This window comes from Neptunomonas japonica DSM 18939 (genome assembly GCF_000422765.1).
In the GTDB taxonomy this organism is placed as follows: Bacteria; Pseudomonadota; Gammaproteobacteria; order Pseudomonadales; family Balneatricaceae; genus Neptunomonas; species Neptunomonas japonica.
Genome location: NZ_AUGR01000018.1, coordinates 57,851 through 72,209, shown reverse-complemented (window position 1 = coordinate 72,209; position 14,359 = coordinate 57,851). Strand labels below are relative to the sequence as shown.

Genomic DNA, 14,359 nt, shown 5'->3' with positions numbered 1-14,359 from the left:
CCTATCCATGTTTTATAATAATGACCAGCAAACATGCGGCCATCATTCACCATGAGTACTCCGTGACAAACGGCGGTCCTTATCCAATCCTCCTTGAAACACCACCATCTCACCCGTTTTTAAAGTAATCCATGCTTCATTATCAGTAAGCGGATCTGTAGCAATAACGGTAACAATGTCGTTATCTGTCGTTTCTTTACAAAAATCTACCGTTAAATCTTCATCTTTCAAGCTCGCTTCACCAAAAGGTGCTCGCCTAGTAAGCCAAGACAATTTGGTAGTGCAGTAGGTAAATAGATATTCAGACTCAGACAACAACATATTGAATACGCCGAACTCTCGTAACTGCTCACAACGCTGATGAATAAATGCCGTTAGCTCATCAACATTTTCTGGACGCTCAGGAAACGCCAAACGGACTTGGTCTAACAACCAACAAAATGCATATTCACTATCAGTACTCCCCACCGGCTTGTAAAAAACCAAAGGGAGATCAAATATGCGTTTATCCAGCTGCCCATTATGAGCAAAAGACCAACTAAACCCCCATAGTTCACGAATAAAAGGGTGAGTATTTTCTAAACAAACCTGACCTACATTAGCCTGGCGAATATGGCTTATCACCACCAAACTTTTAATTGGATGGCTTTTTATTAGTCGTGCAATGACTGAATGACAACTCGGCGCGGGGTCATGAAATGTCCGCACTCCCTTCCCTTCATAAAAAGCAATTCCCCAACCATCGCGATGCGGGCCTGTTTCACCGCCTCTTTGCATCAACCCACTAAAACTAAAGCAGATATCAGTAGGCACATTGGCACTCATACCAAGCAATTCACACATAGGCTAAGAGTTCTGCTTTTCAGATGTTGTTAAAGTAATCTTATCAGGCAAAGAATCAATAGCATCTACACCAGATTCATAGTCGGCAGCTTTTGCGGCAGGATAAGCAGGGCTTGCATTTTCTCTTCGCTCCCCCTGAAAACAACCAGCAGGGTCAATGCTCATAATTTTGCTCAGCACCATCGCTCGAACTTTCCCGCCTTTCTCTATGTGCAGTTCATCACATACGACTTCACCTTCTAACAAGCCGCTAACCGTCATGTGCTTGGCTTTGATATTGCCTGATACGTGCCCCGTTTTACCAATTGATATGTTATCCAGCGAATTAATATTCCCTTCGAACATCCCATCTATATGCATTTTCCCAACGATATTCATTTCACCAGAAAACTTATTCCCTTCAGCAATAATAGTTATGGCTGAACGGTTTGATTTAGAGGATAGAGATTTTTTAAGGATGCCCATTTCACACTCTTCACTGTAGAAAAAATTGTATCAAAGTTAGCTATATTCCACGCTACAAAAGGTGCCGGATTAATCTTCGAATAAAGGTGGCGAACTTCATAATGTAGATGCGGCCCGGTGGACTTACCCGTATTGCCACTTTCTGCTATTTTCTGTCCTTTATGAACAAACTCGCCACTACTTACTTCAATTTTATTCAAATGACTATAACTGGATTTAAAACCAAATCCATGAAGAATCACAACCTGCTTGCCATACCCATCATGCTTATTGCCTGCTGACTCTACTACGCCATCCGCTGTCGAGTACACAGGAGTTCCTATGTTCGCTTTATAGTCAATGCCATGATGCATTACACGTTTTTTACGAATCGGATGCATTCGCATACCAAAACCATCACTGATTCTGATAGCTTGGATAGGCACACCGTTAGGAATACTATTTAGCATAAACAAACGCTGGTTAGCCATCATAGTCAAAGACTCAAGCCGCTCTTTTGACATATCGTTTGATGGCTCTACATTTAGCAGAGTCTCCAAGCCATTTAGACTAGCGCCTAGTGTAGCATGTAGCTCACCAAGACGGTTATTCCCCTCATAAAGCTTATCACCCATACGAATGTTTTCAGCTTGCAACTTATCACGCTGACTTGCAACGCGTGATAATGAAACGCTTAACTGATCTAATTCATTTTTGTATAGGTTCTGTGTTCCCAGCATCATCTCATACTGGTCGCTTAGCTGCTCATGATCTTCTTCAAGATCAGATAAGTCGTCGCTTGTCTTCACTAAAAACCAGTTGGATATAAAAAAACTTGTAGCAAACAACACAATAGTCAGCGCCACTATATAACGTGCAACTTGCCCTAAAGAGTACTGACGTGAGCCACGAACGGTTGTTAACGTGACTATTAACTTATTCTTCAATCGCTGCCCCTTAAAGGCTTTCCCAAACAGCGCTAAATATACCCATAAATTTCAGAGTTGTCATAAAACACCGCTATATTCGCTTCTGGGCATTACTCAATAGTCTAAAAACTAAACCAATTGTCTATAGACCAGTGTAACTACTGTAGTAAATATGGTTTATGTTCAGTGGTTCTGAATATATTTCCCATTTCAGAACCAGAGCTAGAGTTACTATTATATTAAAAAAAGGAAAGTAGGGTATGAGTCAGCATGATGTCGTTTTTTTAAGTGGCGTACGTACAGCTATCGGTGGTTTCGGTGGCAGCCTGAAAACTAAAACTCCGTGTGAACTAGCAGCAGCCGTCGTGAGCGAAGCCGTTCAGCGCTCAGGAGTTGAGCCTACCGCTTTTGGACATAGCGTGATCGGAAATGTAATCCATACCGAACGCCGTGATATGTATATTGGTCGAGCCGCTGCAGTTGATGGTGGACTGCCATATGAAACACCTTCTCTTACTGTAAACCGTCTTTGTGGTAGTGGCTTACAGGCCATTATTACGGCGGCACAACAAATTGAACTTGGCCATTGCACTGCAGCAGTAGCTGGGGGCTCCGAAGTAATGAGCCGCTCACAATACTGGATGCCAAGTGCTCGTTTCGGCCAGCGTATGGGCGATGGCGCTATTATTGATGCAATGGTTGGTGCCCTAACCTGCCCATTTGACGACACTCATATGGGTATCACTGCTGAAAATGTTGCTGAGAAGTGGGATATTAGCCGTGAAGACCAAGATGCATTAGCAACATTGAGTCACCAACGTGCTGAAGCCGCTACCGCTGCGGGCCGTTTCAAAGATCAAATTTTGCCGATTGAATTAAAAAGCCGTAAAGGTAGTACCTTTTTTGATACTGATGAGCACACCCGTCTAGGCTGTAAAATAGAAGACATGACGAAACTTCGCCCAGCCTTCAAACGCGACGGTAGTGTAACGGCAGGTAATGCTTCAGGTTTAAATGATGCCGCTGCTGTTGTAACCATGATGAGCGCTGAAGAAGCCAAATCACGCGATCTTAAGCCAATGGCTCGCTTAGCTGGCTACTCATTCGTCGGAGTTGAACCTAAATATATGGGTATTGGCCCTGTTCCTGCAGTTCGCAAACTACTAGATGAAGCAGGTCTATCTGTTGGCGATATTGATGTTTGGGAAGTGAACGAAGCATTTGCAGCTCAAGCACTGGCTGTGGCACGCGATCTAGAGCTACCAGCTGACAAGGTAAACCCCAATGGATCTGGTATCTCTCTGGGCCATCCAATCGGGGCAACTGGTGCGATTATCACAGTAAAAGCATTGTACGAGCTGCAGCGCGTTGAAGGACGTTATGCCGTCGTCACTATGTGTATCGGTGGTGGCCAGGGTATCGCCGCTTTACTAGAGAGAGTCTAAGCAATAAATACTGAGCTTAAGCTAGCAAATAAAAAGGAGTCTCAATTGAGACTCCTTTTTTATAGCTTTAAGTTTGTATGAAAATAACAAGAAACATCACCTTTAAAAGCGCACCCCTAATTCACTATTTTATAACAGGGCTGATACTCTTCATGATTAATCTTCATGCGTTTTTGTTCTACAAACGATGCCAGCAATTGATCCAGCGACTGCATAATATCCTTATCGCCCGTTAACTCAAAAGGTCCGTGTTGTTCAATAGCCAACACTCCCGGCTCTTTAACATTTCCAGCAACAATACCCGAGAGCGCCTTCCTAAGCTGAGCGGCCAAAATATAATCGGGCTGCCCCTCTCGAAGATTCAATTGCGCCATCTCTTCATGCGTTGGCTCAAAAGGCTGCTGGAATTCATGCGGAATATGTAACTGCCAATTATAATGGTATGACTCATCAGTCTTCTTGCGATAAGCCAAAACCTTCTCAAGGCCTTCTCTCATTCTTACGGCCACACCATGAGGGTCGCCCACAACAATCTCATAACGCTCAGCAGCGCGCTCCCCAATAGTCGCTTTAATAAAGCGGTCCACTGTTTCAAAATAAGCTTCACTACCTGCAGGGCCAGTAAATACCAAAGGAAAAGGAACATTTCTATTTTTAGGGTGAAGTAGAATCCCGAGCATATAGAGAATTTCTTCAGCCGTACCTGCGCCCCCAGGAAACACTATAATCCCGTGGCCTAGCCTCACGAATGCTTCCAATCGCTTTTCAATATCCGGCAAAGTCACCAGCTCATTCACAATAGGATTTGGCGACTCAGCGGCAATAATACCAGGTTCAGTCAAACCAATATAACGCGGGCTTTCTTTACGTTGTTTTGCATGCGCTATAGTGGCCCCTTTCATCGGGCCTTTCATAGCACCTGGACCACAACCGGTACAAATATCAAAAGAACGCAAGCCCAGCTCATAGCCTACTTCCTTGGTATAGTCGTACTCTAAGCGCTGAATTGAATGCCCCCCCCAACACACCACTAGGTTGGGTTTTACATGCGGCCGCATAGCCGAAGCATGGCGTAAGATGTGAAATACCGTGTTGGTAATGCTCTCAGATTCAGTTAAGCCAGCACAGCATTGATCAAGTTCATCCCCCACATACAATAGATCACGAAGTACCGTAAAGAGGTGCTCACGAATACCTTGTATAATTTCCCCGTCAACAAACGCAGAGGCTGGCGCATTAATTAGTTCAAGCTGAACCCCTCTATGCTTGTGCTTAATACGTATATCGAACTCACGAAAACGGTGTAGCACTGTACGCGTACTATCAAGCTCACTTCCAGTATTTAATACCGCCAAGCAGCACTGGCGAAATAAACGATATAACCCCCTTTGGCTTATATCTTGTAATTTGGCAACCTCGTGTGGAGAGAGAGTATCCATGCTCTCCAAGGGCGTTACACTTGCATTGATAAAATGTTCAGTGATCATAGACGCCACCCATCCTTAAAAATAAAATCTAACAAGAGCATATACAGCTCTTTATACTTCAACATAGTTCACTTTTTATTACAGGTATATCTATAAATAACAAAAACTTATATTTTTCTCACTTAACTTTAGCTGAGCAGATCATCTATAAAGCGTGGTACCTGCTCACTTGCAGGCCCATAAAAATGAGCTTTGAAATGGGACTCTTTACGTGAAGGTTCAAGATTAATTTCAACCGTATCAGCACCTGCCTCGTTAGCCACTTCCACAAAACCAGCTGCTGGATAAACATGCCCAGAGGTACCTATCGATAAAAAAAGATCACACTGACTCAAGGCCGCATAGATATGACTCATTTGCATAGGTTCTTCACCAAACCAAACAATATCAGGCCGCAAAGTACCTTGCAGCCCACAACAGACACATCGGTCTAAAGGGCTAGTATTATGCTTAACAGAAGAAACAAAGCCCGTTTGGCTGCAACGCATATTAAGCAACTCACCATGCATATGAATCATCTCCTCACTGCCGGCACGCTCATGTAAATTATCAACATTTTGCGTTACTAGGAGGAAGTTATCCTTAAAGTATTTCTCTAGCGTTATTAGTGCTTTATGGGCATCATTGGGCTGCACAGTTTTACTCAATAATTGCTCACGACGACTATTATAAAACCGATGCACCAACTCAGGATCTCGATGAAAACCTTCTGGCGTTGCCACATCCTCTATATGATGATCTTCCCACAGCCCATCGCTAGCCCTAAAGGTACGAATTCCCGATTCAGCCGATATTCCCGCCCCCGTTAGAACAACAACTGACTGATACCCCATACACTTCTCCAGAAAGGTTGACCACAAACATAAAACATTAGACTATCATGAATATTGAAGGTCTATTAAGTTTGTCATTCTCTGTTTCGGCTATAAAAGGATAGAGCCATGAGCGCAACAAAACTCTATATTCTCGATACTAACGTTCTGCTGCATGACCCCAAATGCCTATACGAATTTAAAGAGCAAGATGTCGCGATCCCGATGACGGTTCTAGAAGAGCTCGATGACATCAAGGATCGTAAAAAAAATGTCGCCCAAGAAGCACGCTACGCTATTAGAGCGATTGATGACATTTTATCCACCGCCACTTCGCCATCACAAATAACTAAAGGCGTTCAGATTCCCCTCCCAGGAAAGGACCGTGAGGAACGACTCGGTAAACTCAGTATTTTTCCAGATCATGAACTCACCGCTCGCCCCGGATTTTTAACCAGTAATAAAAAAGACAACCTCATCATCAATTGCGCATTACACCTTCAATCAACTACCACCCATAGAGAAGTTATTCTCGTCACCAAAGACATCAACATGCGTCTAAAAGCATTAGGCGCAGGTCTTGAACAGGTTGAAGACTACCGCACAGACCAGCTAGTGTCGGATATCGACTTACTGCCTGCTGGTCATACACATTTAGATGGCACCTTCTGGGAAAAGGTCGACCAAGTAAAGAGTATTCAAAAAGATGGACATACCTACCATCATGTCGACAAGTCATTAATCCCTGAAGCATATATCAGCGAATACATCTTTGACGACTCCAAAGATTTTGCAGCCCGTGTTGTTGCCATTAACGATAACGAAATAATTTTACTGGACTTAGGTTACGAGCACTTAATGCAACAAAGTTGCTGGGGTATATCACCGATCAATATATTCCAAGCTTTTGCTATGCAATCTGTTTTAGACCCAAGCATAGACTTAGCCATTCTTAATGGCGCTGCAGGTTCAGGTAAAACACTGATAGCCTTAGCCAGTGCACTAGAAATGGTAATAGAGGATAAACGCTACAATAAAATTATAGTGACACGTTCAACCCCCCCTGTTGCAGAAGATATCGGCTTTTTACCCGGCACTGAAGAAGAAAAAATGACACCGTGGATGAGCGCGATCAATGATAATCTGGAAGCGATGCATGAAAATGATGAGCGCCCATTAAGCAGCGTTAAGTACACGATAGAAAAAGCAAACATCCAATTTAAATCTTTGAACTTTATTCGTGGTAGAAGCATTCAGGATGCTGTCGTCATCATTGACGAAGCGCAAAATCTAACGCCATCACAACTAAAAACTATCCTGACACGCTCAGGAAAAGGCACCAAAATGATCTGTTTGGGCAACTTAGCCCAGATTGATTCCAACTACCTTACCCCTCTTACTTCCGGGCTCACCTACATTGTCGAACGCTTTAAAGGATTTGACGGTGCAGCAAACGTCCACTTTGAAGGAATCTTCCGTTCAAGACTAGCCGAGTACGCTGAAGAGAATTTATAATAACCCAGCTGCTGGAGATCAACTCCAGCAGCTTTTTTATATGTTCATTCTGTTTATTAGTTCGTATTATGGAAGCACAAAGCAAACACATGGATTTTATATGAGTATTGAGACCGCTTTAACAGAACACGCTTCAAATCCTTTAGTAGAGTTCAACCCGAATGCCATTCTCGTGGTTGAAAATATGCAAATTGTGTATGCCAATGAAGCTGCTGGGCATGTATTTCATACTCAAGTATCTGACTTAATCAATCTAGCCTTAACGAATTTAAACCAATCCGAAGAAAGCCTTGCTGTTTTAACACAAAATACGCAGCAAGCAATCGAATCTAAAAGCTCACATCAACAGCATATAACGTTGATGAGCGGCGCAGGTATTCGTTACTACGATGCAACCTTCTTTTTTGCTCAAAAACAAGTCTATGTCTTTTTTCAAGATATTAGCTCCCAAGTAAAAACTGAAAATGCACTGCAAGCACAAGCAACGCATGATCCACTAACCGGTCTTTTCAATAGGCAACAGCTTTTCTTGATGGGCGCCCAAGATATTGCCCGTTCAAAACGTTACAAGAACCCAGTATCCATTCTTGTCGTTACCATAGCCAATATGCGCCACATCAATCAAAGCTACGGTTACGCGATGGGAGATCATATTCTGATCAACTTATCACGCTCCTTAAAAGACGTATTACGCGAATCTGACTATGCTGCAAGGTTAGATAATAAGAGTTTTGTTATTTGCTTAATTGATGCAACGTTAGAACAAATCGAAATTGTCACTCACCGCATTAAAACCGCCGTTGCCAATCGAGATATAACCATTGCAGATACTAATATTCCGGTTGATATAAGCTTTGGCGGCGCTGAACTAGATAATGAAGCTGATCATCAATTTGATGATTTCCTTTTACGCGCAGAAAAAAACTGCGCCGAGAGTTAATATTTTGAAAAAAGCTATAACGGCAGTACTAACAGGCTTAATCCGTATTTATCAATACGCCATCAGCCCCTTTCTTGGTAGTAACTGCCGCTTTTACCCTAGCTGTTCGCACTATATGCTCGAAGCAATTGAAACCCACGGCATTTTAAAAGGTATTGGACTGGGTTCTCGTAGGATACTAAAGTGCCATCCGTGGCATGAAGGTGGAATAGATCCCGTACCGCCTGCCTGCAAATGCCCTCACAATGAGCACTCCCCCTAACATTCGAAGAAATAGTATTTAAGCCTATCGCTAAAAACGCGTTACAATTAGGCTATATCTAACTAAGTTATACCTCTCCAAAAATAGCACTATTGAAAGGCAAATTTTGATGTTTTCGCCCTTAGCTGTCATTTCAACCGTTATCCTCTACATGCTAATGCTATTTGTAGTAGCGCAACTGGTTGAAAAGCGAATAACCAAGACAGGAACCCCCCTAAAAAGCCCCTGGATTTATGCACTATCGCTTGCTGTGTTTCATACTTCATGGACATTTTATGGAAGCGTAGGTTTCGCTAGCACTTCTGGGTTATTGTTTTTAGGTATTTATGTTGGCGCGCTCATTGGTATCGTTTTTTGGTGGGTTACTCTGCGAAAAATGGTTGCCATAAAAGAAACATTCCGTATCACTAGCATTGCCGACTTTATATCCACTCGATATCGACGCTCACAACGTATTGCAGGCCTAGTAACACTCATTGCCCTTATTGGCATCCTTCCGTATATCGCACTACAACTCAAAGCTATTGTTAATTCGTTTGATATAATCACCCATCAGCAAGGATCAAACGGAGAGTATAGCGGTCTTCTAGTAACTCTTTTGATGACAGCCTTCACCATCATGTTTGGCGTAAGGCGGCTTGACCCCACAGAGCGCCATCAAGGAATGATTGTAGCGCTTGTCGTTGAAAGTATTGTAAAACTGGCCGCCTTTATTTGTGTAGGATTATTTGTTTGCTTCATTCTTTATGATGGTTTTGCCGACATCAGTACACGTATGGCAGAAGCAAACCTTTCATACCTAACCCAGTTTGACGTTTCTACGAACAGCGCCAGCATGTGGTTGACACTTATTGTATTAAGTTTTGCCGGCATCTTCCTTTTACCTCGTCAGTTCCATGTGGCAGTCATTGAGAATACTGACCAACAGCATATAAAAACGGCCATGTGGTTGTTTCCGCTTTACATAATTGCTATCAATTTATTTGTTATACCATTGGCGGCGGCAGGCTTACTCAGTGGCTTACCCTCTGAATCCGCAGACTTTTTTGTATTACTTTTACCACAACAAGCGGGCTATAGCGGCCTCACCATGTTTGCTTTTATTGGAGGGTTTTCAGCCGCCACAGGCATGATCATCATTACAACGATGACACTAGCAACCATGGTATCGAACCACCTAGTCTTACCCATTATCGAATCCGTTACATCAGCGCAACGGTTACGCGCCTATTTATTACAAATTCGCTGGATATTGGTCGGTTTAATTTTAATTAGTAGCTATTGGTTTGAACGCGAGTTCAGTGACTCCTACATTTTAGCGGCTATAGGCCTACTCTCATTTGCTGCTATTTTGCAGTTTGCTCCTGCCGTCTTCGGTGGAATGTTTTGGCAACGCGCCAACAGTGGCGGCGCTTTTGCAGGCCTGCTCGCAGGTTTCGCCCTTTGGTGTTATACACTAGGCCTGCCCACATTTATAAAACAAGGTTGGTTGAACCCAGATATTTTGATTCATGGCCCCTGGGGCATTGAGTTATTAAACCCAGAAGCCCTTTTAGGACTAGATGGGCTACACCCACTCACACACAGTGTTATTTGGACTCTACTTTTCAACATCAGTTTTTATATTATTGGCTCTCTTGTATACCAGCCTCATAAAGATGAAAGAACGCTCACCACTGAGTTTATGACAGCACTTCAGCCACAGAAAACCGGCCACAAAGCCCGCCCAACTGGGTTAGATGCTTATATAACACTGAACACCAAAATTGAAGAGGCTAAAAGCTTACTCTCACAATACCTTAGCGCAGACAAAGCCAGAGAATCCGTATACACCATTGCTGAAGATCTACAGGTACTTGGTCAGACACATATAACCATCATTGAGCTGATCGAATTCCATCGTATGCTAGAGCACTTATTGGCAGGCTCTATTGGTGCAGCTAGCGCACACAGCGCGCTAGAACAAACCATTCGTTACACAGAACGCGAATCCAGCGATCTCAAAGCGCTATATAGCCACATTGTTAACGAGCTAGGCACACAAAGCATCACTCAGAAAAAAAACAACGATGAAGAAGATTTGCTGCCGAACGGTTTCGGTATGCTGTCAGATTTACAGTCTCAAATTGACACTTTGGAAGGCACTGTCAATGGTCAACAAAAAGAGATTGTAGTGCTCGAAACAAAACTGGAAGATAGGTACGAAGAGATTTTCAAATACAGAATGGAAGCACAGCGAGCTAATCAAGAAAATGAAGAATTGAGAAGCCAACTAACCCAGCTGCCTCGCAACCCTTCACTTAAATAGACTTTATGACGGCACGCTAAACTCACTTTTGAATTTAGCGTCCACTACCTCAGCCCTGCTTATGTACGTGTACATCCATTTGCGGGAATGGAATTGAGATACCCGCTTCATCAAAGCGTAATTTCACTTTTTCAGTGGTGTCCCAAAGAACGTCCCAATAATCTCCAGTTCTTACCCAAGGACGCACTACAAAGTTCACGCTACTATCAGCCAACTCTGAAACAGCGATCACACTCTTAGGTTCGGCTAAAATACGCTCATCTTCAGCAAGAATATCTGCCAGTAACTGCTTAGCTTGCAGAAGGTTTGCTTCATAACCAATCCCAAAAACCATATCGACTCGTCGTGTATCACGTTTTGAATAGTTTGTGATAACACCACTATAGATAGGGCCGTTTGGCACAATCACTTCACGATTATCACCCGTACGCATGACTGTACTAAAAATCGAAATACTCTCTACGACTCCAGATACTCCAGCAGCCTCAACGAAGTCACCTTCACGAAACGGGCGAAACACAACCAGTAAAACACCGGCTGCGAAATTCTTTAGAGAATCCTGCAAAGATAAACCAATGGCCAACCCAGCAGCACCAACAATCGCTATCAAAGAAGAGGTATTCACACCCAGTTGGTCAAGCGATGCAACAATAACAAAGAGTAGTAATAAAGAGCCTAAAATGGACGTCACAAAGTTAATTAACATATTGTCCATTTTGGACTTATTTAATAACTTTCTTACAAGCCTCATCACCAGTCCGATAACAATCCGTCCGATAATGAATACAGCCAGCGCCATAACAATATTAATACCCCAAGGTAGAACATATTCATTCTGAATATTAATCAACATCGCTGGATCTAGAAATTTTTCCACTTATGACTCCTTCGTCTAATTGGTCTTATACAAACAGAGCGGCATTATCCATGTGTGGAGTAAAAAAACCTACATCAAAAGGAACTTTAGTAGAGATTTTCAATCGTATTTGATACAAAATCGTTTACTATAGGCTCTCCTCAGAGATACTCATACAATACATTCATCCGAGACAAAGGCTCTCTGACTAATGAAGAAATATATACTTGCTGCTGCAATCATCTCAGCATCCCTTCCCGTCCATGCTGAAAAAGGCCATATTGCCGACAATGTTTTTGTTTTTGTTCATGGCGGACCGAGTAATCAGTACAAAATTTCCGGGCGTGTTCGCAGTGGATCACCGATAAACATACTCAGGAAGAGTAGTGATGGGAAATTTATTCAAATCCGCACAGCTTCAGGAAAAACAGGCTGGGTAGATGCAACCAATGTGGATAATGGTGACAGCATCCAGATTCGAGTACCCAAGCTTGAAACAGCATTAGAGACAAGCCAAGTACTGGTTAAACAACAATCTTCTGAAATCCAAACCCTCAGAGGAGAATTAGATACGTTCAAAACTGAAAACGGAACTTACTCAGGCCAACTAACTAAACTAAATACCGAAATCAAAGATTTGAATCGCCAGATAGACAATATGGATGAGAGCAACCTCATGCGCTGGTTCACTTATGGCGGTTTAGTTGCATTAGGAGGCGTATTACTAGGCTTACTGGTACCTTACCTACCTAAAAAGAAGAAACGCCGTGATGACTGGCTATAAATAAGTCACTTCAATGAGCAAATAAAAAAGCCGACGATTGTCGGCTTTTTTACAGCTGTAACTTAGTGATCAAACACGACTACTAATCCAGCTCCAACGTTGAAAGTGTATATTGACGCACACTTTTCAATAACTCAGGATTATCTGGTAAAGACTCACCATAAGAAGGAACCATCTCCTTCATTTTACTTTGCCACTCAGGCGTTGCCATACGCTCAGGGAAACAACGCCCAACAATATCAATCATAGTATTCACCGCTGTTGACGCACCAGGAGAGGCGCCAAGTAAAGCAGCCAAAGTGTGATCTGCCGAAGCAATTACTTCAGTACCAAACTCTAGTTTCCCACCTTTTTCTTCATCTTTTTTGATGATCTGAACGCGTTGACCCGCTTCAGCCAACTCCCAATCATCATTCTTAGCCTCAGGATAGAAGTTACGAAGAGAGTCAACACGCTCTTCATGAGACTGCATCGCTTCGCTAATCAAGTAACGAGTTAGGTCCATGTTGTTCTTACCGACAGACAACATTGACACTAAATTATTAATACGTAGGCTTTTTGGTAGATCAAGCATAGAGCCTTGCTTTAGGAACTTAGTAGTAAAACCAGCGAAAGGCCCGAATAGCAGGGCTTTTTGCCCACTGATAATACGTGTATCTAAATGCGGAACAGACATTGGTGGCGCACCGATCGGTGCTAGGCCATAAACTTTTGCTAAATGCTTATCCACAATCTCAGGCTTCTTACAAACCAGCCACTGCCCACTTACAGGGAACCCACCATAACCATCACCTTCAGGGATACCTGATAACTGTAACAAAGGTAATGCACCACCACCGGCGCCTAAAAAGACAAATCGAGATGTAATTGTTCTCTCAGCGCCTGTTTTAGAGTTTTTCAACTCCACCTGCCACAAACCATCTTCTTGTTGCTCTAGGTCTGTAACCGAGTTACTAAGCAGCAACTCAAAGTTATCTTGCTGCTCTAGGTGAGTCGACATATTACGTGCTAAAGAGCCGAAATCTACATCCGCACCATAACGAACTCTTGTACCAGCAACAGGCTCCATAGGATCGCGATTTTCAACAATAAGCGGCATCCACTCACGTAAAACGTGAGGATCTTCACTGTATTCCATGTCGGCAAATTGCGCTGACTTACTTAGAGCTTCATAACGCTTACGTAAAAACTCAACGTTATCTTCACCCCAAACGAAACTCTGATGAGGTGTCGCATGAATAAAATTTTCTGGTTTTGGTAGCGCACCTTGCTTAACTAAGTAAGACCAAAACTGTAGGCTGACTTCAAACGCGGAATTAATGGCAAAAGCTTTACTAGTATCAATACTGCCATCAGCTTTTTTAGGGGTATAGTTCAGCTCACAATATGCTGCATGCCCTGTGCCGGCATTATTCCACCCATCTGTACTCTCATGAGCAACATGGCCCAAACGCTCTACCATCACGATATTTATGTTAGGGTCAAGCTGTTTCAAAAGCATACCTAGGGTAGTGCTCATTGCACCTGCGCCAACTAACAATACATCTGCCGATTTTGCTATCATTTTGATCTTCACCATTTCAAATATAAATATGGGATCTGAAAATCACACCCGATAGTACTGGCTCTCATAAGCAAATCACTCAGAAGCCACACTGCAACGAAACTTTTGGTTTCGCCAACAACCGGATGCCTGCCCCAGCATTTTCGTGCCGACTAAAAACATATGAATGT

Annotated in this window: 13 protein-coding genes; 6 read left to right on the top strand and 7 right to left on the bottom strand. The window is 42.9% G+C overall.

Annotated elements, in window-relative coordinates; all coding sequences use genetic code 11:
* Window positions 1-42 precede the first annotated feature (42 nt).
* From G511_RS0112725 to G511_RS0112715, 3 genes are read right to left on the bottom strand one after another with little or no spacing between them, the layout of a single operon-like run.
* Window positions 43-843 carry a class II glutamine amidotransferase gene (locus tag G511_RS0112725; RefSeq protein WP_028469971.1) on the bottom strand — a complete coding sequence of 267 codons (801 nt, stop codon included), beginning with the start codon at window positions 841-843 and terminating at the stop codon, window positions 43-45.
* 3 nt (window positions 844-846) lie between these two features.
* Entirely contained in the window at window positions 847-1,308 is a 462-nt protein-coding gene (locus G511_RS0112720; RefSeq protein ID WP_028469970.1) for a bactofilin family protein, read from the bottom strand.
* Window positions 1,257-2,234, bottom strand: coding sequence for a M23 family metallopeptidase (locus G511_RS0112715; protein WP_028469969.1), 978 nt, complete (start codon window positions 2,232-2,234; stop codon window positions 1,257-1,259). The genes G511_RS0112720 and G511_RS0112715 overlap by 52 nt, the downstream gene beginning before the upstream one ends.
* A gap of 242 nt (window positions 2,235-2,476) precedes the next feature.
* Here G511_RS0112715 and bktB point away from each other — a divergent pair, with 242 nt between their 5' ends.
* Complete coding sequence (gene bktB / locus G511_RS0112710; protein WP_028469968.1) at window positions 2,477-3,661, top strand: beta-ketothiolase BktB; 1,185 nt, start codon at window positions 2,477-2,479, stop codon at window positions 3,659-3,661.
* Between the two features lie 116 nt (window positions 3,662-3,777).
* Here bktB and ppnN read toward each other — a convergent pair whose 3' ends face one another.
* Complete coding sequence (ppnN, locus tag G511_RS0112705) at window positions 3,778-5,148, bottom strand: nucleotide 5'-monophosphate nucleosidase PpnN (protein ID WP_028469967.1); 1,371 nt, start codon at window positions 5,146-5,148, stop codon at window positions 3,778-3,780.
* Between the two features lie 128 nt (window positions 5,149-5,276).
* Window positions 5,277-5,981, bottom strand: a complete 705-nt coding sequence (cobB, locus tag G511_RS0112700; protein ID WP_028469966.1) for a Sir2 family NAD+-dependent deacetylase — start codon at window positions 5,979-5,981, stop codon at window positions 5,277-5,279.
* Window positions 5,982-6,089: 108 nt separating this feature from the next.
* Between cobB and G511_RS0112695 the strand changes: the two genes are divergently transcribed.
* From G511_RS0112695 to G511_RS0112685, 4 genes are all read left to right on the top strand, one after another.
* Entirely contained in the window at window positions 6,090-7,475 is a 1,386-nt protein-coding gene (locus G511_RS0112695) for a PhoH family protein (RefSeq protein WP_028469965.1), read from the top strand.
* A gap of 100 nt (window positions 7,476-7,575) precedes the next feature.
* On the top strand, window positions 7,576-8,415 hold the full coding sequence (locus G511_RS0112690; protein ID WP_028469964.1) for a GGDEF domain-containing protein: 840 nt from the start codon (window positions 7,576-7,578) through the stop codon (window positions 8,413-8,415).
* 4 nt (window positions 8,416-8,419) lie between these two features.
* The gene (gene yidD / locus G511_RS24230) at window positions 8,420-8,677 is read left to right on the top strand and encodes a membrane protein insertion efficiency factor YidD (protein WP_245574009.1); all 258 of its coding nucleotides are present in this window, start codon (window positions 8,420-8,422) and stop codon (window positions 8,675-8,677) included.
* Between the two features lie 109 nt (window positions 8,678-8,786).
* The gene (locus tag G511_RS0112685) at window positions 8,787-10,985 is read left to right on the top strand and encodes a sodium:solute symporter family protein (protein WP_028469963.1); all 2,199 of its coding nucleotides are present in this window, start codon (window positions 8,787-8,789) and stop codon (window positions 10,983-10,985) included.
* A 49-nt stretch (window positions 10,986-11,034) separates the two neighbouring features.
* Here the strand turns inward: G511_RS0112685 and G511_RS0112680 are convergent, their stop codons facing one another.
* Entirely contained in the window at window positions 11,035-11,838 is an 804-nt protein-coding gene (locus G511_RS0112680) for a mechanosensitive ion channel family protein (RefSeq protein WP_036552004.1), read from the bottom strand.
* Window positions 11,839-12,052: 214 nt separating this feature from the next.
* On the opposite strand from G511_RS0112680, the gene G511_RS0112675 reads away from it, so the two are divergent.
* Window positions 12,053-12,625, top strand: a complete 573-nt coding sequence (locus G511_RS0112675; protein ID WP_028469961.1) for a TIGR04211 family SH3 domain-containing protein — start codon at window positions 12,053-12,055, stop codon at window positions 12,623-12,625.
* An 82-nt stretch (window positions 12,626-12,707) separates the two neighbouring features.
* Here G511_RS0112675 and mqo read toward each other — a convergent pair whose 3' ends face one another.
* Window positions 12,708-14,189 (bottom strand): malate dehydrogenase (quinone), encoded by a 1,482-nt coding sequence (mqo, locus tag G511_RS0112670; protein WP_028469960.1) that lies wholly within the window; start codon window positions 14,187-14,189, stop codon window positions 12,708-12,710.
* Between the last annotated feature and the right edge of the window lie 170 nt (window positions 14,190-14,359).